Source organism: Nocardioides immobilis (assembly GCF_003515065.1).
Classification (GTDB): Bacteria; Actinomycetota; Actinomycetes; order Propionibacteriales; family Nocardioidaceae; genus Nocardioides; species Nocardioides immobilis.
Genome location: NZ_QXGH01000026.1, coordinates 20398 through 41190 on the forward strand (window position 1 = coordinate 20398; position 20793 = coordinate 41190).

At 72.1% G+C, this 20793-nt stretch carries 19 protein-coding genes; 9 read left to right on the forward strand and 10 right to left on the reverse strand.

All coding sequences use genetic code 11. The features are described from left to right. Window positions 1-40: 40 nt before the first annotated feature. Window positions 41-472, forward strand: a complete 432-nt coding sequence (locus D0Z08_RS20635) for a hypothetical protein (protein WP_118927157.1) — start codon at window positions 41-43, stop codon at window positions 470-472. A 4-nt stretch (window positions 473-476) separates the two neighbouring features. Here D0Z08_RS20635 and D0Z08_RS20640 read toward each other — a convergent pair whose 3' ends face one another. After that, entirely contained in the window at window positions 477-1937 is a 1461-nt protein-coding gene (locus D0Z08_RS20640; RefSeq protein ID WP_118927158.1) for a glutamate-cysteine ligase family protein, read from the reverse strand. A 24-nt stretch (window positions 1938-1961) separates the two neighbouring features. Next, window positions 1962-2978, reverse strand: a complete 1017-nt coding sequence (locus D0Z08_RS20645) for a DUF4192 domain-containing protein (RefSeq protein WP_118927159.1) — start codon at window positions 2976-2978, stop codon at window positions 1962-1964. A 128-nt stretch (window positions 2979-3106) separates the two neighbouring features. Between D0Z08_RS20645 and D0Z08_RS20650 the strand changes: the two genes are divergently transcribed. The 3 genes from D0Z08_RS20650 to D0Z08_RS20660 all read left to right on the forward strand — a co-directional run bounded on the left by D0Z08_RS20650 (window position 3107) and on the right by D0Z08_RS20660 (window position 8251). Further along, window positions 3107-4453 carry a DNA polymerase IV gene (locus tag D0Z08_RS20650; protein WP_118927160.1) on the forward strand — a complete coding sequence of 449 codons (1347 nt, stop codon included), beginning with the start codon at window positions 3107-3109 and terminating at the stop codon, window positions 4451-4453. A gap of 465 nt (window positions 4454-4918) precedes the next feature. After that, the gene (locus D0Z08_RS20655; protein WP_245994225.1) at window positions 4919-7129 is read left to right on the forward strand and encodes a S9 family peptidase; all 2211 of its coding nucleotides are present in this window, start codon (window positions 4919-4921) and stop codon (window positions 7127-7129) included. A 165-nt stretch (window positions 7130-7294) separates the two neighbouring features. Next, on the forward strand, window positions 7295-8251 hold the full coding sequence (locus tag D0Z08_RS20660) for a sigma-70 family RNA polymerase sigma factor (protein WP_118927161.1): 957 nt from the start codon (window positions 7295-7297) through the stop codon (window positions 8249-8251). Here the strand turns inward: D0Z08_RS20660 and coaE are convergent. Next, window positions 8248-8841: a dephospho-CoA kinase gene (gene coaE, locus D0Z08_RS20665; protein WP_118927255.1), complete on the reverse strand. Its 594-nt coding sequence runs from the start codon at window positions 8839-8841 to the stop codon at window positions 8248-8250. The two genes, D0Z08_RS20660 and coaE, sit on opposite strands and share 4 nt — an antisense overlap. A 22-nt stretch (window positions 8842-8863) precedes the next feature. Between coaE and D0Z08_RS20670 the strand changes: the two genes are divergently transcribed. After that, window positions 8864-10153, forward strand: coding sequence for a class I adenylate-forming enzyme family protein (locus D0Z08_RS20670; RefSeq protein WP_245994227.1), 1290 nt, complete (start codon window positions 8864-8866; stop codon window positions 10151-10153). On the opposite strand, the gene D0Z08_RS20675 is transcribed toward D0Z08_RS20670, so the two are convergent. From D0Z08_RS20675 to D0Z08_RS20685, 3 genes are all read right to left on the reverse strand, one after another. Further along, window positions 10134-10961, reverse strand: a complete 828-nt coding sequence (locus D0Z08_RS20675; protein WP_118927162.1) for a CE1 family esterase — start codon at window positions 10959-10961, stop codon at window positions 10134-10136. The genes D0Z08_RS20670 and D0Z08_RS20675 overlap by 20 nt on opposite strands. A 111-nt stretch (window positions 10962-11072) precedes the next feature. Further along, window positions 11073-12086: a GDSL-type esterase/lipase family protein gene (locus D0Z08_RS20680; RefSeq protein ID WP_118927163.1), complete on the reverse strand. Its 1014-nt coding sequence runs from the start codon at window positions 12084-12086 to the stop codon at window positions 11073-11075. Window positions 12087-12248: 162 nt separating this feature from the next. After that, window positions 12249-13214 carry a GlxA family transcriptional regulator gene (locus D0Z08_RS20685; RefSeq protein ID WP_118927164.1) on the reverse strand — a complete coding sequence of 322 codons (966 nt, stop codon included), beginning with the start codon at window positions 13212-13214 and terminating at the stop codon, window positions 12249-12251. Between the two features lie 93 nt (window positions 13215-13307). Here D0Z08_RS20685 and D0Z08_RS32270 point away from each other — a divergent pair, with 93 nt between their 5' ends. Beyond that, window positions 13308-13454, forward strand: coding sequence for a hypothetical protein (locus D0Z08_RS32270; RefSeq protein ID WP_182481410.1), 147 nt, complete (start codon window positions 13308-13310; stop codon window positions 13452-13454). Window positions 13455-13514: 60 nt separating this feature from the next. On the opposite strand, the gene rpsA is transcribed toward D0Z08_RS32270, so the two are convergent. After that, window positions 13515-15005, reverse strand: coding sequence for a 30S ribosomal protein S1 (rpsA, locus tag D0Z08_RS20690; protein ID WP_118927165.1), 1491 nt, complete (start codon window positions 15003-15005; stop codon window positions 13515-13517). Window positions 15006-15133: 128 nt separating this feature from the next. On the opposite strand from rpsA, the gene D0Z08_RS20695 reads away from it, so the two are divergent. The 3 genes from D0Z08_RS20695 to D0Z08_RS20705 are packed head-to-tail and all read left to right on the forward strand — an operon-like array spanning window position 15134 to window position 17617. Further along, window positions 15134-15997 (forward strand): class I SAM-dependent methyltransferase, encoded by an 864-nt coding sequence (locus tag D0Z08_RS20695; RefSeq protein WP_245994230.1) that lies wholly within the window; start codon window positions 15134-15136, stop codon window positions 15995-15997. Beyond that, window positions 15990-16688: a class I SAM-dependent methyltransferase gene (locus D0Z08_RS20700; protein ID WP_118927166.1), complete on the forward strand. Its 699-nt coding sequence runs from the start codon at window positions 15990-15992 to the stop codon at window positions 16686-16688. The genes D0Z08_RS20695 and D0Z08_RS20700 overlap by 8 nt, the downstream gene beginning before the upstream one ends. Next, on the forward strand, window positions 16685-17617 hold the full coding sequence (locus D0Z08_RS20705; protein ID WP_118927167.1) for a hypothetical protein: 933 nt from the start codon (window positions 16685-16687) through the stop codon (window positions 17615-17617). Before D0Z08_RS20700 ends, D0Z08_RS20705 begins: the two co-directional genes overlap by 4 nt. Window positions 17618-17662: 45 nt before the next feature. Here the strand turns inward: D0Z08_RS20705 and pgfA are convergent, their stop codons facing one another. The 3 genes from pgfA to D0Z08_RS20720 are packed head-to-tail and all read right to left on the reverse strand — an operon-like array spanning window position 17663 to window position 20734. Then, window positions 17663-18649: a cell envelope lipid trafficking protein PgfA gene (gene pgfA / locus D0Z08_RS20710; RefSeq protein ID WP_118927168.1), complete on the reverse strand. Its 987-nt coding sequence runs from the start codon at window positions 18647-18649 to the stop codon at window positions 17663-17665. After that, on the reverse strand, window positions 18637-19896 hold the full coding sequence (locus D0Z08_RS20715; RefSeq protein ID WP_118927169.1) for a glycosyltransferase family 4 protein: 1260 nt from the start codon (window positions 19894-19896) through the stop codon (window positions 18637-18639). The genes pgfA and D0Z08_RS20715 overlap by 13 nt, the downstream gene beginning before the upstream one ends. 1 nt (window position 19897) lies before the next feature. Further along, the gene (locus D0Z08_RS20720) at window positions 19898-20734 is read right to left on the reverse strand and encodes a glycosyltransferase (RefSeq protein WP_118927170.1); all 837 of its coding nucleotides are present in this window, start codon (window positions 20732-20734) and stop codon (window positions 19898-19900) included. Window positions 20735-20793 lie beyond the last annotated feature (59 nt).

Below are 20793 nucleotides of genomic sequence, written 5' to 3' on the forward strand. Positions count from 1 at the left end.
ACCGGCCCGGCCTGCCGTCGGATCAGGCAGGCTGCCGCGCATGGGGTACGACGGCGCGGGCGGGCTGCGGGAGCCCGTGGACCGGACGGTGCAGCAGCTGCTGCGACGGGCCGTGCTCGACCACGCGCGCGACGAGCATCGCAAGACGTTCTCGCCGGCACTCCACGTCGGCGTGCCCGGCATCCGGTCCCGACGGTTCGAGATCGAGGACCCCCTCGACCACGGCCTGCGCACCGACATCGTCGAGGCGATGATGCGGCCCGCACTCGAGAAGGGCGTGGTCCCGTTGCTGTGGCTCACGCGGCGCGGCGACACCACCGCTCACGACGTCGACGGTGCCTGGTCGGCTGCCGTGCACGCGGCCGGCGGCGAGCTGGAGCTCGCCCTGGGACTGGTGATCGTCACCCGGCGCAGCTGGCACGACCCGCGGACCGGGGTGCAGCGGACGTGGAAACGCATCCGCTCGCGATAGGGCGCTACCAGGTGTGGACCGGCACGTTGGCGTGCATGCCCTCCCGATAGCCGGCGAGGACGGCGCGGAGCGCGTCGTACCGGTCCATGTCCTCGCGTTCGGCCATCTGGCGGACGAACCACTCCGCCCCGTTGGTGCCGCCCAGGCAGCGGCCCTCGATGATCCCGAGGTACTGCTCGGCCTCGGACCGTTCGACGCCCCAGGCGGCGAGCCCGTCGTAGGCCATCGGCAGCAGCCGGCGCAGCACCAGCTCGGTCGCGCGCACGCGGCCGACGCCCGGCCAGTAGATCTCGGCGTCGACGCCGTCACGGGCCGCCACGTGGAAGTTCTCCTCCGCCGCGCTGAAGGACATCTGGGACCACAGCGGTCGCTCGCTCTCGGCGAGCGTGCGGACCACCCCGAAGTAGAACGCCGCGTTCGCCACCGTGTCGACGACCGTCGGTCCGGCCGGGAGCACGCGGTTCTCGACCCGGAGGTGCGGTCGCCCGCCGGCGATGTCGTAGACCGGGCGGTTCCAGCGCCAGATCGTGCCGTTGTGGAGTCGCAGCTCGGACAGGTTCGGCGTACCGCCGGCCTCGAGGACGGTCAACGGGTCCTCGTCGTCGGTGACCGGCAGCAGCGCCGGGAAGTAGCGGACGTTCTCCTCGAAGAGGTCGAACACCGAGGTGATCCAGCCCTCGCCGAACCACACCCGGGGCCGGACTCCCTGCGCCTTCAGCTCGTCGCTGCGGGTGTCGGTCGCCTGCTCGAACAGCGGGACCCGGGTCTCCCTCCACAGCTGCTTGCCGAGGAGGTACGGCGAGTTCGCGGCGAGTGCCAGCTGGACCGCGGCGATCGCCTGCGAGGCGTTCCAGTAGGCGGCGAACCGCTCGGGGGTCGTCTGCACGTGGAGCTGGGTGCTCGTGCACGCGGCCTCCGGCAGGACCGAGTCGGCTGTCGTCCGCAGCACGTCGACACCGCCGATGTCGATGCTGATGTCCTCGCCTCGCGCGCGCAGGACCTGCTCGCTCAGCAGGCGGTAGCGCGGGTTGCTGCTGATCGCGTCGATCGACAGGTGGGCGGCGTCGAGCGTCGGCAGGATCCCGATCATCACCAGGTGCGCGCCGACCTCCGACGACCGCCGCTCGGCCTCGTTGAGGCTGCGCCGCAGCCCTTCCTCGAACCCGGTGAGGCCTTCGTCGCGCAAGGTCACGGGCGGCGAGTTCATCTCGATGTTGAACTGCCCGAGCTCGGTCTGGAAGTCCGGGTTGGCGATCGCCTCGAGCGCCTCGGCGTTGCGGAGCGCCGGGTCGCCGGCGTCGTCGACGAGGTTGAGCTCGACCTCGAGCCCGGTCATCGGGTCGTCGGTGTCGAACGCCGACTCCCTCAGCATCCGCTCGAACACGTCGAGACACCGCCGGACCTTCTCGCGGTGCCGTGTCCGGTCAGCACCGGTGAACTCCTGCGCATCGACCTCCTCGCCCATGGGGCGACACTTTCTCGACTTGGGTCAGGCTGGCAACCCCTCGTCCCACGCGAGCTCGCTCTCGAGGGAGTCCGGCGGCACCGCCCGCTCGAGACATTCCGCCAGGATCGCGGCCATTCCGTAGCCCGGTGCGACCTCGCGGCAGCGGTCGACCGCGATCCACGCCAGGGCACCGTTGCCCGCCTGCCACGCGGCCCAGCCGACGAGCGCAGCCGGGGCAGGGACCAAGGCCTCGGGGACCCGGCGCGCGACGTCGAGCCAGAACTCCTGGTGCGCCCGCGCGCCGGACCGCGCGATCAGCCCCCACGCCGCGTCGCGCACCCGCAGGTCCTGGACGGCCCAGGCGATCCGGCCGACCTCGTTGGCGGACGCCCGGGTGCGGGCCTCGACGTGACGCCCCACCAGGACCCGCACCCACTCGCCCCAGCGCCGACGGTCGGCTCCGGTGCGGGGCGGGTCGCGATCGCTCAGGGCGGCGTGGACCAGGGCCGTCTCGACCTCCCGCTGCGCGGCCTGGTCGGGGACCAGGCTGGCGACGAGCGCCGCCCGGTCCTTCTCCACGACCAGGCCGTGCAGGACCGCCTGGGCCAGGAACGGGTGGGACGACACGTCGTACGCGACGCCGATCTCGCGGAGCCGGGCCCCCGCCAGCAGCGGGTAGTAACGGCGGCCGTCGACACGGAGGACGTCCTGGACCTTGATCCTCGCCTCGTCGGTGCCGCGGCGGAGGGCCGACCACACCCGCCGGACCGCATGCTCGTCGTCGCTGAAGAACACGAACGCCAACGCCCGGATGCCGTCGCGCCGGGCCGGCGCGAGCAGCATCTCGGCGAGGTCGGCGACCTCCTCGAGCGGCGCCGCACGCGGCGGCAGGTCGACGCGGGCGTGGAACGGCCGGTCACCGTCACTGGCCAGCATGACGACCGAGTCGGCAGGGTGGAACCCGATGACGAGCGGGGCGAGGGCGATCAGGTCGTCCGGGCACCGGACCCGGAAGGTCAGCCTGGGATCGGGTGCGGGGTCCGGCAGGGGCGAGGTCATGGCTCCACGCTCGGCGACCGCTCCGACCTTGGCGATGCCGCTGCCCGGCGCCTGTGGACGGCGCGTGTCGCGGTGACCGTCCGGGACGGTAGGCGGCTCGTCCCCACCTGATTGCCTAGGGTTCACCCGTGCGCGCCCAGGCTTCGGTCCTCCACCTGGACCTCGACGCGTTCTTCGCCGCGGTCGAGCAGCGCGACAAGCCGTCCCTGCGCGGCAAGCCGGTCGTGGTCGGGGGCGTCAGCGGCCGCGGCGTGGTGGCCACGGCCTCCTACGAGGCCCGGGCGTACGGCGTCCGCTCCGCGATGTCGACCCGCGAGGCCCGCGCGCGGTGTCCCCATGCCGCCTACCTCTCGGGGCGGTTCGAGGCCTACCGCGCCACCAGCGCCGCGGTGATGGGGCTGCTGCGGTCCTGCTCCCCGCTCGTCGAGCCGCTCTCGCTGGACGAGGCGTTCGTCGACCTGGCGCGGGCCGATCTCCCCGACCTGGAGATCGACACCGTGACGGTGTTCGCCGAGCAGCTGCGCGACCGGGTCCACGACGTCACCGGCGGCCTGACCGCCTCGGTGGGCGTGGCCAGCTCGAAGTTCGTGGCCAAGGTGGCCAGCGACCTGGAGAAGCCCGACGGTCTGGTCGTGGTGCCCCCCGGGACGGAGCTCGAGCTGCTCCGCCCGATGCACGTCTCGGTCGTCCCCGGCGTCGGCCCGGCGACGGTCGAGCGGCTGCGCCGGGTCGGCGTCCACACGATCGCGGACCTCCAGCAGATCAGCGAGGACGAGCTCGTGCGGATGCTGGGCAAGGCGCACGGGCACGGACTCCACCAGCTGGCCTTCGCCCGGGACGACCGACCGGTCGAGGCGGAGCGGGAGACGAAGTCGGTCAGTGTCGAAGGCACCTACGAGCAGGACCTGACCGACCGCAAGCTGATGGAGAGCCTGCTGACCCGTCAGGCAACCGACGTGGCACGGCGGCTGCGCAAGAGCGGCCTGTCCGGCCGCACGGTCACCATCAAGGTCAGGCTCTACGACTTCACCACCCTCAGCCGGTCGACGACCCTCGCCTCGCCCACCGACGACGAAGCCGTGATCGGGCGCCAGGCACGTCGGCTGCTCGAGGACCTCGACACCTCCGGAGGGGTCCGGCTCCTCGGCGTAGGTGTCTCCGGGCTCGCCGACTGGGTCCAGGACGAGCTGTTCGCCGCCGAGGACGACCCCGACCCGGAGGCGGCCTCCGAGGGGTCGGCAACGCCGCTGGACCGGGCGGCGACCGCCGTACCACCGCCGCCGGACCCGTCCGGCGGCTTCCGTCCCGGGAACGACGTGGTGCACGACGAGCACGGCCGCGGCTGGGTCTGGGGTGCCGGCAAGGGCGTGGTGACGGTGCGGTTCGAGACCGCGGAGACGCCGCCCGGCCCGGTCCGCACGTTCGCGGTGGACGACCCGGCCCTGTCCCGAATTAACCCAGTCGTCACGGACTGAGCGTTGCCGGGCGCTGCCGCGAACGGGACCATAGGTCTCGTCGCGGTCGGCCGACGCGCTCGGAGGCCGCGAAAAAAGGGTGAGGGCCTCTTGATGGTATGAGCATCAGGAGGCCCTCGGCTTGACCGGCTGCGGTGGCTCCGATCGAGTCGAGCTTCCACCCTCTCCGTCAGACCCGCCACCGGGGCCGACGCCCGCAGGTTGCCCCGCGAGTAGGAGAGGACTTCCGTCCGACTCCCCGATCCTTCTCGCCTGGCCCGAAGGCCTTGCGATCCGGTTCGGTAGGGAGAGTTCTACGCTGCGCCGGAACTCCAGCACAAGGCCTTTCTCCGAAGAAGTTCCACATTCTTCGAGTCCCACAGGCTCCTCCACAGCAAAGCACGGATTCCTCCACAGGAACACCGCTGACTCCACAGGTTTCCACCGGTGCCTGTGGATCGTGGACCGCCGGATACGGTGACCGACGTGCCTGCAGAGTCCCCTTCGCCGACGCCGATAGCGGCGGCTCCGATCGCCGCCCGACGGCCGGTCACCACCACCCACCACGGCCGCACCCGGACCGACGAGTACGACTGGCTCCGGGCCAAGGACGATCCCGAGGTGATCGCCTACCTCGAGGCCGAGAACAACCACACCCAGGCCCGCACCGCCCACCTCGCCGACCTCCGGCAGCAGATCTTCGACGAGATCAAGGCCCGGACCCTCGAGACCGACCTGTCGGTGCCCACCCGGGTCCGCGGGTACTGGTACTACGGACGCTCCTTCGAGGGCCGGCAGTACGGCGCCAGCTGCCGGGTGCCGGTCTCCGACCCCACCGACTGGGCTCCCCCGCGGCCGGCCGAGGCCGCGCGGCCCGACGAGCCCGCGCTGCCCGGCGAGGAGCGGCTGCTGGACCTCGACGAGCTCGCCGAGGGCCATGAGTTCTTCTCGCTCGGCGGCTCCTCGATCAGCCCCGACGACCGGCTCCTCGCCTACGCGACCGACCTGGTGGGCGACGAGCGCTACACCGTGCGGGTCAAGGACCTGACCACCGGCGACCTGCTGCCGGACGAGCTGACGGGCGTCCTCGGCGGCGTCACCTGGGGCGCGACGCCGGACCACTTCTACTACTCGACCATCGACGAGACCTGGCGACCCGACCGGGTGTGGCGGCACCGGCTCGGCACCGACCAGTCCGCCGACGAGCTGGTCTTCCACGAGCCCGACGGCCGGTACTGGGTCGGCGTCGGCCGCACCCGCAGCCGGCGCTACATCGTCATCGCCGCCTCGGCCAGGAACACCTCGGAGTACCACGTCCTCGACGCCGACGACCCGACCGCTGAGCCGTGGTGCTTCGCCGACCGGGAGGAGGGGGTCGAGTACTCCCTGGACCACGCCGTCATCGGCGGCGAGGACACCTTCCTGGTGCTCCACAACGCCAGTGGCCCCGAGTTCGAGCTCGCCACCGCTCCCCCGCGGCCGACCCCGCGCGCGGACTGGGTCCCGCTCCTGGCGCACGACACCGCCGTACGGCTCGAGGACGTGGACGCCTACGCGACCCACCTCGTCGTCCAGCAGCGCAGCGACGGCCTGCCGCGGGTGCGCATCCTCGAGCTCGGCTCCGACCCGGAGCAACCGGTCGCCGACGACTGGCTGGTCGAGTTCCCGGGCGAGCTCGCGACCTCCGGCGCCGGCAGCAACCCGTCCTTCGACCAGCCGACGGTCCGCGTCGGCATGACCAGCATGATCCAGCCGTCCTCGGTCTACGACCTCGATGTCCGCACCCGCGAGCGCACCCTGCTCAAGCAGGCGCCGGTCCTCGGTGGCTACGAGCCCGCCGACTACGCCGAGCACCGGCTGTGGGCGACCGCGCCGGACGGCGTCCGGGTCCCGATCTCGCTCGTGGTCCGGAAGGACGCCCGGGTCCCTGGCGACGCCGGTGACGCTCAGCCGGTCCCGATCCTGCTCTACGGCTACGGCGCCTACGAGATGTCGATCGACCCGTACTTCTCGGTCGGTCGCCTCTCCCTCCTCGATCGCGGGGCCGGCTTCGCGATCGCGCACGTCCGTGGCGGCGGCGAGCTCGGCCGGCACTGGTACGACGACGGCAAGCTCGCGCACAAGCAGCACACCTTCGACGACTTCGTCGCGTGTGCGCGGCACCTGGTCGCGACCGGCTGGACCACGCCGGACGTCCTCATCGCCGAGGGCGCGAGCGCGGGTGGGCTGCTGACCGGCGCGGTCGCCAACCAGGCGCCGGACGCGTTCGGCGGCATCGTCGCGGGGGTGCCGTTCGTCGACGCCCTCACCTCCATGCTCGACGCCAGCCTGCCGCTCACGGTCACCGAGTACGACGAGTGGGGCAACCCGGAGGCAGACCCGGCCGCCTACGACCTGATCGCGTCGTACGCGCCGTACGAGAACGTCGCCGACCTGCCCTACCCGCCGATCCTGGCCGAGACCTCCCTCAACGACACCCGGGTGCTCTACGTCGAGCCCGCGAAGTGGGTGGCCCGCCTGCGAGCGACAGCGGCGCGCGCCGACGTACTCCTCCGGACCGAGATGGCGGCCGGCCACGGCGGTGTCTCCGGCCGCTACCGGGCCTGGCACGACCGGGCCTTCACCCTGGCCTGGATCCTCGACCGGATGGGGCTGGCAGGCGTGGGTACCCCTCCTGAACCCGGAGCGCTGCCCTGAGAAGTCCCTGAGAGTTGGTTCCGGCGGCAACTCTCCGGCCTTCTGGGACGTCTGATCAGTCGAGAGCACTTCTCCGGGCGCCCGCAAGGGAACACCGCACGGCGGCAGTGCGTTGGAGACGAAGTACCGGCGTTCCGCGCGCCAGGTACGTGAAGGAGGGTCGCGATGGCAGCAGTGGCAACCAGGAGCAGGGGCCGCGAGATCGAGGGACGCGACAGCGTCGGCCTGTACCTCGACGAGATCGCGCGCACCCCGTTGCTCGACGCCGCCCGTGAGGTGGAGCTCGCCAAGACCATCGAGGCCGGTCTCTTCGCCCAGCACCTGCTGGACCAGGGCCGGATCGCCCGGGCCAAGGGCGGTGCCCCCAAGCGCGCCACGCAGGAGGAGCTGGAGTGGCTCGCCGAGGAGGGCCAGAAGGCGATCACCGAGTTCATCAACGCCAACCTGCGCCTGGTGGTCTCGATCGCCCGCAAGTACGGCCGTGCCCAGATGCCGATGCTCGACCTGATCCAGGAGGGCAACACCGGCCTGATCCGCGCCGTCGAGAAGTTCGACTACGCCAAGGGCTACAAGTTCTCGACCTACGCGACCTGGTGGGTCCGGCAGGCCATCACCCGTGGCATCGCCCAGCAGGCGCGCGTCGTGCGCCTCCCCGTGCACGTCGTCGAGGAGCTCAACCAGGTCGGCGGCGCCCGTCGCACCCTGGAGCGTCAGCTCGGCCGGGACCCCGACCCCACCGAGATCGCCGCGGAGCTCGGCATGGACCTCGACCGCGTCCTCGACCTGATGTCGTGGGGCCGCGAGCACATCAGCCTCGACACCCCCGTCGACGAGGACGGCGACACCTCGCTCGGTGACCTGATGGCGCAGGAGACCGCCCCCGGCCCGGACCTCACGGTGCTCGACACCGAGGCCCGCGACCGGCTCAACAGCCTGGTCGGCCAGCTCGACGAGCGCGCCGCCGACATCATCCGCTCCCGCTACGGCCTGGTGGACGGCCGCCAGCACAAGCTGGCCGACATCGGCGCCAAGCACGGCATCTCCGCCGAGCGGGTCCGCCAGCTCGAGCGCGAGGCCCTCCAGAAGCTGCGCCGCCTCGGAGACCCGGACCTGGCTGCCTAGGCCCCCGACGACCTGAGCTCTGCGACGACCTCCGCCACCCGTTGGCGGAGGTCGTCGAGCGTCCCGGTGTTGTCGATGACGTGCGTCGCGATCGCCCGGCGGTCCTCGCGGCTCGCCTGGGCGGCGATCCGCGCCTCAGCCTCCTCGTGGGTCCAGCCGCGGTCACGGACCATCCGCTCGACCTGGACCTCGGGCGGGGCGTCGACCACGATCACGGCGTCGAACGTGGCGGCCCGACCGGACTCCGCGAGCAGCGGGATGTCGTGCACGACGAGGTCCGCCTCGGTCGCCGCCTCCTCGAGCGCGACGATCCGCTCGAACACCAGCGGGTGCACGATCGACTCGAGCACGCGCCGCTGAGCCTCGTCGGAGAAGACGATCGCACCCACCTTGGCGCGGTCCATCTCACCGTCCTCGGTGAGCACCTCCGAGCCGAAGGCGTCGACGACCCGCTCCAGCCCGGGCGTGCCCTTCGCGACCACCTCGCGCGCGAGGAGGTCGGCATCGATCACCACCGCGCCGAGGTCCCGCAGGATGCCCGAGACCGCGCTCTTGCCCGAGGCGATGCCCCCGGTCAGTCCGATCCGCACATCCGGACCCTACTGTGATCCCGTGGCGAACCGCGCACTGTCCGAGGGCGACCGGGTGGCGCTGCTGGTGCCCGGGTCGCACGCCTACCTCGACGTCGTGCTCCGACTGCTCACCGGCGGGGTCTTCCCGATCCCGCTCGACCCCCGGCTCACCACGGCGGAGCGCGAGCGCATCCTGTCCGGCCTCGACCCGACCCTGTTCGTCGACGACGAGCAGGATCTCGCCGAGCTCGCCGCGACCCTGCCCGAGGCCGGCGTCCCGCGGGGCCGGCCGATGCACTGCACCAGCGGCACCACCGGTACGCCGAAGGGTGTGTGGTCGGGCCTCCTCGACGATGCGGCGGCGGCTGCCCTGGTCGACGAGGAACGCGAGCTGTGGGGCTTCCGCTCCGACGACGTCAACCTGGTGCTGAGCCCGCTCTACCACTCCGCCCCGCTCCGGTTCGCGATGGGCACGCTGCTCGCCGGCGGGCGGGTCGTGATCCCGGGGCCCTTCGACCCGGAGGCGGTGACGGCGGCGATCGAGCGGGACCGGCCGACCACGATGTTCTGCGTGCCGACCCACCTGCAGAGACTCTTCGCGCACTGGGACGCTCTGCTGGATTCCGGGGCGAGCGTCCCCGACCTGACCTGCTTCCGGCTGGTTGCCCACGCCGGTGCGCCCTGCCCCACCGACGTCAAGCGGCGACTGATCGAGCTGTTCCCACCCGGGTCGACCTGGGAGTTCTACGGCTCGACCGAGGGCCAGTTCACCGCGTGTCGCAGCGAGGAGTGGCGGGAACGACCGGGCACCGTCGGCCGGGCGCGACCCGGCCGCCGGCTGACCGCGGATCCCGACGGGACCCTCTGGTGCGTCGTTCCCGACCACGCGCGCTTCACCTACTACGGCGACCCCGAGAAGACCGCCGCGGCCTGGCGCGAGACCGACGACGGCCCCGCCTTCACCGTCGGCGACCACGGCCGGATCGACGACGACGGCTACGTCTACCTCGACGGCCGGCGCGAGGACCTCATCATCAGCGGCGGGGTCAACGTCTACCCCGCCGAGGTCGAGCAGGTGCTCGGCGAGTGCCCGGGCGTCGACGACGTCGCCGTCTACGGCGTGCCGGACCCGGAGTGGGGGCAGCGGGTCTGCGCCGCGGTCGTGGGCGAGGTCGACGAGGACGAGCTGGCGTCGTACGCCCGCAGCCACCTGGCACCACCGAAGCGGCCGAAGTCCTACGTCTTCCGCGACGTCCTGCCCCGCACCCTCACCGGGAAGGTACGACGCACCGAGCTCACCGCCGAGGCGGTCACCCCGCCCGGATCGTGACGAGCAGCCACCGCACCGACTCCCGGTAGTCCGCCCACGGCAGTCCGTGGCCCACGCCCGGACGCACCCGCAGCGCGAAGGTCGACCCGCTGAGCATCCGCTGACCGAGCGACGCCGCGGGCGGGAACGTCCGCTCGGCACCGACGACCCAGGTGGTGCCGCCGTTGAGAGGCACCGGCTTGTCGAGCGCACCGTGCCACTGTGCGATGTGGGTCGTGGCGAGGTCGCAGGTGCCGGCGAACGTGCCGGCGAGGGAGCTGGCGGCAACGACGACGTCGGGACGCTCGCAGGCCAGCCGCTCGGCCATGATGCCCCCGTTGGAGAAGCCGGCGGCGCCGACCCGGCTTCGGTCCACCGACCACCGGGACGCGACGTCGTCGATGACCCGCACCAGGTAGCCCACGTCGTCGACGGGCGCTCGCGTGCAGCAGACACCCGCGTCGAAGACCCGGGTGCCGCCCTTGCTCGTCGCGAACACGAACAGGGTGTCGCGGCCCCAGCTGTGGAGCGACGTCAGCCATCGCGTCGCGGTGTCGAGGTCCTCGTGGCCACCCGCCCCGTGGAACCACACGACCACCTCGCGGGCACGGCCCAGGAACGCGACGCACTCGGTCGCGTCAGCAGGCGCACAGGACGGCGCGTCGATGTAGTACGTCCGGCCGTCCTCCAGCGTGCGCAGCTCGACGGACCAGGTGGTGGTCGCCGCGCTGCTGGCAGCGACACCGGCGGTCGAGACGCCGGCGGGTGCGCCGACCAGCCAGGCGAGCAGGATGACGACCCCGAGACGGAAAATGCGAAGGGTCCCCATGACCGGTTCCGTTTCTTCCCAGCCTCCCCACGACGATGGTGCTCCATCCGGGCGCCGCGCGCAGCGAAACGGCTCAGGGCAGCCGCGCGGACGGCGCCGGGGTCCCGGCGGTCAGTTGATCGTGACCCGGGCCGCCGTGGACACGGCCCCGGTCGGGAGGTAGCCCTTCACCGGGTAGAGCCGGAACCGGTACGCGTGCCCCGGCTCGCCGGTCATCACGTACGACGTGCCGAGGACGCCCCTCACGGTGCGGACCACACCGGTGGTCAGGTCGGCCACCCGCACGCGCTGGCTCGACGCGTAGTCGACAGCGGGCCACCGGACCGTGATCTCGGTCCCGATCGCGCCGGCTGTCGGCGACGGCGCCCAACGCTCGGCAAGGACCGGGTCCTGGAGCTCGAGCATCCGCGCACCGCCGCTGACCCCGAGCACCGCCAGCCCGTCCTCGACCACCGCCGCCAGCTTCCGCTCTCCCGAAGCGCTGGGATGCACCCAGTCATAGACGTCGAGGCTCCCGAAGTCCGCGCGGGGCGCCAGCACCACACGTTGGTCCGGGCTGTCCATCTCGGCGGCCACGACGGCCAGCTCGTCGTTGTAGGCCCGGACACCGACGACTCCGATGTGCGGCAGCGGGACGAGGAGGACGTCGACGCCGGGGGCGGCGTCGCGGCTGAGAGCGATCTCGGCGCGCCACTTCTCGCCGAGAGCGGTGGGCGTGACGCCGTACCGCAGGTCGTTGAACCCGATCAGCCCGACGACGACGTCCGGCTGGTAGGTCTCGGTCACGTCGCTCACGCTGAAGCCCTTGCCGGTGAGCCGCTTGCCCCACGCCGCCGCATGGTCGATGTCGAACGCGGGGTCCTTGTAGTGCAGGCTGCCGAAGGCGGGCGGCGTATAGGTCAGCAGGTCACGGCGGGGGCCGACGAAGTCGACGGAGATGCCCGCGTCGGTGAGGTCACGCCACAGCCGGTACCGCCAGGTCCAGTCACCGGTGCTCCCCTGCGTGATCGAGTCACCGAAGAGCAGGATCCGGACCGGGTCGGCCTCGTCGGCGGCGGCAGCCGGCGCCGCGACCGGACCGAGTCCCGGCATCGCGAGCACCCCTGCCACCACGATCGCGAGCATTGCTCGCGCACACCGCCCTGCGCGCACCGCCGTCCCCTCCCCCCGAGGTATCACCGCAGGCTAAGGCGGCAACACCACGGCGCGGACCGGCCGTTGGGCCCTTTCTTCCTGGTCCGTTTGGCCTAAAGGAGACTGCGGGAGGAGACTGCTGAACCCTCGTCGTCAGGCGGTGGCGGCCGACGGCGCCGGGCAGAAGGTCCGCCGGTACTGCTTCGGGCTGACTCCACGGACCCGCTGGAAGTGGTGACGGAGCGCGGCGGCGTTGCCGAAGCCGACCTCGGTGGCGATCCACTCGACGGGCTGCTCGGTCGTCTCGAGCAGCTCCTCCGCCGCAGCCACGCGCTGCGCGGTCACCCAGCTGTGGGGCGTGGTGCCGGTCTCGTCGCGGAACCGCCGGGCGAACGTGCGCGGCGACATCAGCGAGCGCTTCGCGAGCGAGTCGACGCTGTGCTCCTCGGCGAGGTTCTCGAGGATCCAGGTCAGCAGCGGCCGCAGCGTGTCGGCGTCGCAGTCGGGCACAGCGCGGGCGATGTACTGCGCCTGGCCACCGTCCCGGTGCGGAGGTACGACGGCGCGCCGGGCGACCATGCTCGCGACGGCTGCGCCGTACTCCTGCCGCCAGATGTGCAGGCAGGCGTCGAGGCCGGCGGCGGTGCCGGCGCTGGTCACGACCTGGCCGGTGTCGACGTACAGCACCTCGGGCACGACCTTCGCCCGCGGGAAGCGGCGCTGGAGCTCCTGGGTGTACATCCAGTGCGTCGTGCACTCGCGGTCGTCGAGCAGGCCGGCGGCCCCCAGGGTGAACGCCCCGCTGCAGACCGAGAGGATCCGCGCGCCACGGTCGTAGGCCTCGCGGATGGCGTCGAGGACCGGCTCGGGAGCGGCCTTGCCGCGCGGCAGTGCCGGGACCGCAACCAGGTCGGCGTCCCGCACTCGCTCCAGGCCTTCCTCGACCATCAGGGAGAAGCCCATCGACGTCGGGATCGGCGCACGCGACTCGGCGCAGACGGCGAACTCGAGCCTCGGCACGCCGTGCTCGGTGCGGTCGAGGCCGAAGGCCTCGCACAGCACGCCGAGCTCGAACGGGGCCACGCCCTCGTAGGCCAGAACCGCCACGTTGGTCAGCATTCGGCCATGGTTGCACCCACATGGCAGAAAATCAACGTACGACGGCATATCTGCCACTGGTGGCAGGATCTCGCAAAGAGCAGACTTTCTGCCATGACCACTCTCCTCATCATCCTCGTCATCGTGGCCGGCGTCGCAGCCACGTTGGACGCCATCGTGCGCGACGACCGCGGCCAGCTGCCGCCTCCCGGATCCCGCCGGTCCGACCCGACCTTCACGCCCCCTTCCGCCCTCCGCTAGCAGCAAAAAAGCCGAAGGCCCGGACACCCTGATGGGTGTCCGGGCCGTCGTGCGTTCGGGTCAGTTGCCCCCGCCGGTCAGCTTCTCGCGGAGCGCCTGGAGCGCCTCGTCGGACGCCAGCGAACCGCCGGTGTCCTCGGTGTGCTCGTCGACTGCACCACCCGAGGAGTACGACGTCGCCTCGCCGGCCTCGATCTCGGCCTGCTTGGCGTCGGCCTGCTGCTTGACGTGCGCCTCCCAGCGGGCGTGCGCCTTGGCGTACTGGTCCTCCCAGACGCCACGCTGCTCCTCGTAGCCCTCGAGCCACTCGCCGGTCTCCGGGTCGAAGCCGTCGGGGTAGACGTAGTTGCCCTGCTCGTCGTAGGTCGCCGGCATGCCGTAGAGGGTCGGGTCGAACTCCTCGACGTCGGTCGCGGCCGTGGTCTCGTTGGCCTGCTTCAGCGACAGCGAGATCCGACGACGCTCGAGGTCGATGTCGATGATCTTGACCATGACGTCGTCGTTGACCTGGACGACCTGCTCCGGGATCTCGACGTGGCGCTCGGCCAGCTCGGAGATGTGGACCAGGCCCTCGATGCCCTCCTCGACCCTGACAAAGCTGCCGAACGGGACGAGCTTCGTGACCTTGCCGGGCACGATCTGACCGATCTGGTGGGTCCGGGCGAAGTGCTGCCAGGGGTCCTCCTGCGTCGCCTTGAGCGACAGCGAGACCCGCTCGCGGTCCATGTCGACGTCGAGCACCTCGACGGTGACCTCGTCACCGACGGTGACCACCTCGGACGGGTGGTCGATGTGCTTCCAGGACAGCTCGGAGACGTGGACGAGACCGTCGACGCCGCCGAGGTCCACGAACGCACCGAAGTTGACGATCGAGGACACGACGCCCTTGCGGATCTGGCCCTTCTGGAGCTGGGTGAGGAAGCCGTGGCGAACCTCGGACTGGGTCTGCTCGAGCCAGGCACGGCGCGACAGGACCACGTTGTTGCGGTTCTTGTCGAGCTCGATGATCTTCGCCTCGAGGGTCTGACCGACGTACGGCTGCAGGTCGCGCACCCGGCGCATCTCCACCAGCGAGGCCGGGAGGAAGCCGCGGAGGCCGATGTCGATGATGAGGCCGCCCTTGACGACCTCGATGACCGTGCCCTCGACGACGCCGTCGGCTTCCTTGATCTCCTCGATCGTGCCCCAGGCGCGCTCGTACTGGGCGCGCTTCTTGGACAGGATCAGGCGGCCTTCCTTGTCCTCCTTCTGGAGGACCAGGGCCTCGACCTTGTCGCCGACCGAGACGACCTCGGACGGGTCGACGTCGTGCTTGATCGAGAGCTCGCGCGAGGGGATGACGCCCTCGGTCTTGTAACCGATGTCGAGGAGGACCTCGTCCCGGTCGACCTTCACGATGGTGCCGTCGACGATGTCACCATCGTTGAAGTACTTGATGGTCAGGTCGATCGCGGCCAGGAAGTCCGCCTCGGAGCCGATGTCGTTGACGGCCACCTGGGGCGCGTTGTCGTCATACTGGCTGTACAGCGGGGTCGAAAGGGTGCTGGTCATATGGAGAGGTCAGTCCTTGGATGGGCAGAAGTAGAGGGCATGGAATGAAGGCGGTCGGGTGACCGCAGACGTTCCAGGGTACGCGGGTGCCGATGCCGGAGTCCAACCGGCGGCGTACCCTCTCCCGCGTGGAGCAGGCCGGGCAACCCAGGCAGCAGCCCAGTCAACAGCACTGGCCCTATCCCCCGGTGACGGCGCACCGGCGGGCAGTGTCCGAGGAGGAGTCGCGTCGCGCCAACGGTCCTGACTGGGACCGGTACGCCGACGAGTACCAGGCGACGCACGGCGACTTCCTCGGAGACATCGGCTTCGTGTGGGGTCCGGAGGGGCTGACCGAGGCCGACGCCGGCATCCTCGGACCGCTCGCCGACCGCGACGTGCTGGAGGTCGGATCCGGCGCCGGCCAGTGCTCACGGTGGATCCGCAGCCAGGGCGGCCGGGCCTTCGGGCTCGACCTCTCGCACCGCCAGCTGCAGCACTCGCTGCGGATCGACGACGCCACCGGCGTCGTGGTGCCGAGCGTGCGGGGCACCGCCACCGCGCTGCCGTTCGCGGACGGGAGCTTCGACGTCGTCTTCTGCGCGTTCGGCGCGCTCCAGTTCGTCGCCGACATCGAGCAGGCGGTCGCGGAGGCCGCGCGGGTGCTGCGACCGGGCGGTCGGTTCGCGTTCTCCATCACCCACCCGACACGCTGGATGTTCCCCGACGACCCGTCCGAGGAGGGCCTGACGGCGACCCAGTCGTACTGGGACCGGACGCCGTACGTCGAGGTCGATGACTCCACCGGGGTCATCGCGTACGTCGAGCACCACCGCACCCTCGGCGACTGGGTCGCCCTGCTGGCCGCCGCCGGGTTCCGTCTCACCACGCTGCTCGAGCCCGAATGGCCGGCCGACCACGACCGGCTGTGGGGCGGATGGTCCGCGGTCCGCGGGCGGCTGACGCCCGGTACGGCGATCTTCGGCGCCGATCTAGGGTCTCCCCGTGGATGACGCTGAGATCGCCAAGTCGGCGGCGCTCGAGGAGCGCCACTGGTGGTACGCCGAACGGCGCGCGATGGTGCGCCGTACCGCCGCGGACTGGCCGACGGGGCGGGCGCTGGACGTCGGCTGCGCCGGCGGCGGCAACACCGCGGTGCTGCGGGACCTGGGCTGGTCGGTGACCGGGTTGGAGTACTCCCCCGCCGGCGCCGAGATCGCTGCGTCGCGGGGCCTGGACGTCGTCCGTGGTGACGCCACCGCGCTGCCGTTCCCCGACGCGTCCTTCGACCTGGTGATGGCGACCGACGTCTGGGAGCACATCGAGGACGACGGCGCGGTCGCGCGGGAGACCGCGCGGGTGCTGCGCCCGGGCGGGCGAGCCCTCGTCGCCGTCCCCTGCAGCATGAAGCTGTGGAGCGGTCACGACGTCGCCCTCGGCCACTTCCGCCGCTACGAGCGCGACGAGCTCGCGCGCCTCGTCGCCGGCGTCGGCCTCGAGGTCGTCGACCTCCGGTCGTGGAACGTCCTGCTGCGCCCCGTCGTACGGGCCCGGCGGCGGAAGCGGAGCGAGGCCGAGAGCGAGATGGAGCCGGTGAACCCGGTCCTCAACGCCGGGCTCCGGACGGCGGTCGCGCTGGAGCGGGTGCTGCCGCTGCGGCGCCTGCCGGGAGTCAGCCTGGTGGTCTCGGCGCGCAAGCCGTGACGGCCGCGGGACGGTGGGTCGCCGACCCGACGATCGGATGGCGGATCCTGCTGACGGCGACCCTTCCCGAGGCACCCGGCATCCCCGCCGACCGCACCGCCGCCACGGCGGCCGAGCTGCGCCGGGCGCTGGTCATGCCGGCTCCCGAGCCCGTCCTGGTCGGCGTGGCCGGGCGCGACCTGGTGGTGTCGGCCCACCACAGCACCGTCGACGGGCTCGGCCTGCTCCGCATCCTGGAGCAGCTCGGGTACGGGCCGGCGACCTCCGCGGCGCGCGGGGTGGGCGACCGCCCTGCCGGTCATGGGTACGTCGGCACCGTCGCCCGCCGCCTCGCGGAGGCTGCCTTCCGCCGTCCGGCGGCGATCCCGCCACCACGAACCGGCGCCCCGGTGGCCGGCGACACGATGGTCGAGGCGGAGGTCCCCGGATCGGTGCGCACCGCTGAGATCATCCACGCCGCCGGCCGGGCGGTCGCCGCGCTCGGCGCACGCCGGCACGTGGCGGTGGCGGTAGGGGCGAGGCGGGCCGCGGTGGGCGACGACCTCCAGGACCGCAGCGTCCTGCTCCGGCTCCGCGACGTCGAGCTGCTCGACCTCGCGGGGATCGAGCGAGCCCTGCGGGAGGCACCGGTCGAGCGGCCGCCTGTCAGCCGGTCCGGTGCCGTCGACCGGGTGGCAGCGGCGGGGATGCGGGTGCTGGCCCGCCGGCTCGGCTCGACCCTGCTCGTCTCCCACCTCGGCGAGGTGACCGCGCCCCAGGTCGACCGGATCGCGTTCCACCCGGTGACGGCAGGCGGCACGGGCATCTCGCTCGGCGCCGTGGGTCACCGCGGCCGCACCGTGATCAGCCTCCGTGCCCGTGCCTCCGACTGGGACGCCGACGGCCTCGAGCGGGTGCTCGAGGCCGTCGTGGGCAGGCTGGTGGATTAAGCGGATCTCCCAGCCCGCCCGCTCCCTCCGGGAGCCGTCGGGGGCTCAGGCCGTGACCAGGGGCCGGTCCTGGTGGTCGCGGTCGGCGACGTCACTCTCCAGTCGCCGGTTGATGACCAGGCCGAGGCCCAGCAGCACTGCGCCGAGCACCAGCAGGATCATCGGAAACAGGACCCGCAACCCGCCGAGCAGCGTCGCCTTGCTGTCGACCTTCTCGACGTTCTCGTCGACCTGGGCGTCGGTGTACTCGACGGTCCCGACGAACGCGGGCACCCGCACGCCGTCGTACACCAGCTCCTGGGTCCGCTCCTCCACCCGGTCGATCGGCGAGCCGGTGACCGGCTCGACGTAGAACGTGCGCTTCATGGCGTAGACCACCTCGGCCGAGACCGAGGACTCGTCGGAGCCGAAGATCGACCCCGGAAGGTCCCGGGTCTGGACCACGGTCGGCTCGATCTCCTGCACGAACTTGTAGACCGTGACGCCCTGGATGTCGTCCTCGCCCTCGTACGTCGCCGGAACGGCCTCCCCGAGGGTGCCGTCCCACTGGTCGTAGTCCTTGCGCTCGGTGCCGAACGGGAACTTGTAGACCTGACCCTCGAACGTCGTCGGCACCCGCTCGAGCTCGTTGTCCTCGATGCGCCTGACCTCGACGAACGGGTCGCACTCGTCGCAGTCCACGGCCTCGCCGCTCGCTTCGCCGAACGGGACCCGCTCGGTGGACTTCTGGAACTCGGTGCCGTCGGCCCGCTCGATCGTGGTGAGGTTGACCCAGACCACGGCGCCCTCGGGCGCGTCCGCGTTGACGTCCTCGCGCGTGTCGGACGTGATGGAGAGGTCGTGGGTCTCGGCCGCGAGCACCTCGGGGTCGGAGTTGAAGATCTGGGCGCCGGTGGCCTCCAGGTCGGTCGTGCTGTTGTAGCCCTCAGGCACCTTGGCCAGCGCCGGGTAGGCGTAGAAGCGGGCCAGGCCCGCCGCGACGATGAGGAACACCCCCAGTCCGACGAGTGTGGGTCCGATCAGTCGACGCATGTCGTTCCTCCCATGACGGCCACGCGTTCTTCTCGCGGGCGAGTTTGAGCGGCGGGCACGGGAGTGCGCACCGCAAGTGCTTCGTTCACCAGGCCGAGCGCCTGTCGACGCATCTGCGTCCAGTCGAACTGGTGGGCCCAGGCCTGGCAGGCCTCGAACCGCCGGGCCCGGTGCATCGGCAGGTCCGCCTCGGCGAGCGCCTCACGCAGCTGCGTGGTCAGCCGGCGGCCGACCTCGTCGAGGTCGTCGGCGTCGGGCACCAGCCAGCCGGTATCGCCCGGACGGATGGAGTCCCGGAGCCCCGGCACGTCGCGCGCCAGCGTCGGGACGCCGTGCCCCGCGGCCTCGATCACGGCCTGTCCCCAGCCCTCGGCGTCGGAGGCGCACACGTGCACCGCGGCGCGGGCGAGGAGCACCGCCTTGGTCGCCTCGTCGACGAAACCGTGGAAGGTGACGCGGTGCGCGAGTCCGAGCCGGGCGACCAGGCCTTCGAGCTGGAGGCGCTCCGGTCCCTGACCGATGATGTCGAGCTGCAGCCGCGGACGCTCCGACCGCAGGGCGTCGAGGGCGTGGATGACCAGGTCGACCCGCTTGTGTGCGACCAGCCGGCCGAGCACCGCTACCCGGTCCGGGTCCTTGAGTGCCGGGTTGCCGGTCCCGGCGGGCGGGAGGTCCGCACCGTTGTGGAGCAGCCCGACCGGCCCGGTCCAGCCGAGCTGGCGGCGCATCTCCTCGACGGTCGACTCCGAGACGGCGACGACCCGGCTCCGGCCGTAGACCAGGGGCAGCAGGACCCGCTCCAACCATCGGCCGAGCGCCGCGACCAGTGCCGGGAAGTGCGTCGCGAACTGCTCCTGGTGGACGTGGTGCATCACCAGCAGCACCGGGGTACGGCGCCGCACGAACAGCGGCGCGAAGGACGGCAGCCCGCACGACGGGTCGATCACCGCGTCGATGCGGCGCCGCCGGGCGATCAGCCGGAGCGCGGTGTGCGGGTAGAACGACAGCGCGCCACCGCGTCGTCGTACGACGATGCCGTCGCGGGTGTCCGTCGCCGCCTGGCCGCGATCGCGGGCGGTGAGGAACTCGACCTCGGCGCCGCCCTCGCGGAGAGCGCGGGCGAGCTGCCAGGCGTAGATCTCCGACCCGCCGGCCAGGGAGTGGTCGAGGTCGCGCCAGTTGACCACGACCACGCGCCGTCCGGCGAGCGGTGTCGGCCGCGGGAACGGCTCGGGCGCGGCGGCCATCTCAGGCCTCACCCAGGAGCGAGGCGGCGGCAGGAACGGCCAGCGCGACCGGCAGGGCGACGGGTGCGGGCAGCGGCATGGGGGACTGCACACGCACACCAACAGCCGCCCTGCCGGCGACTGGGGCACCGAGGTGCCGCGTGCGCCAGGCGATCGCAGCGAGCTCGGTGAAGGCGCCGGCGCCGTGGCGGGCCGGCACGAAGGTGGACCCGGGCACGTCGGTCCAGGCCACGGGGATCTCGGCGATCCGGGCACCCACGGCACGCAGCCGGACCAGGAGCTCGACGTCGAAGGAGAAGCCGGTGGCAGCCAGGTCGCCGGCGACGGCGCGCGCGAACGCACCGCGCATCAGCTTGAAGCCGCACTGGGTGTCGGCGATGCCGGGCACCAGGAGCCGCGCGATGCGGCGGTAGGCCGCGGCGCCGGCCGCGCGGGTGCGGCAGCTCCGCACCTCGGCCACGGAGTGCGCGAGGCCGCGCGAGCCGATGACGACGTCGGCGCCGAGGTGGATCCGGCGCCACGCGTCGTCGATCGCGGCGAGGTCGGTCGCGCCGTCGGCGTCCATGAACGCCACCAGCTCGGCGTCGCTCGCGAGCAGGCCAGCACGGACCGCGGCACCCTTGCCGCGGCGGCCGCAGTGCACCACCCGGACCGGCAGCGCCGGCGTGGCCGCGGCGTGCGCGACCTCAGCGGTGCGGTCGGTGCTCCCGTTGTCGACGACGATCACCTCGACCTCGCCGAGCACCGACCGGCGCGCGGCGACGTACCGGCGCAGCGCGCGAAGCGTACGCGGCAGCCGAAGCTCCTCGTTGTACGCAGGAATGACGATATGCAGCATCGGACCCTCCCAAGCCGTCTGCGCCTGACCCGCCCCGCTCCCGAAGGGCGTTGTCTCCT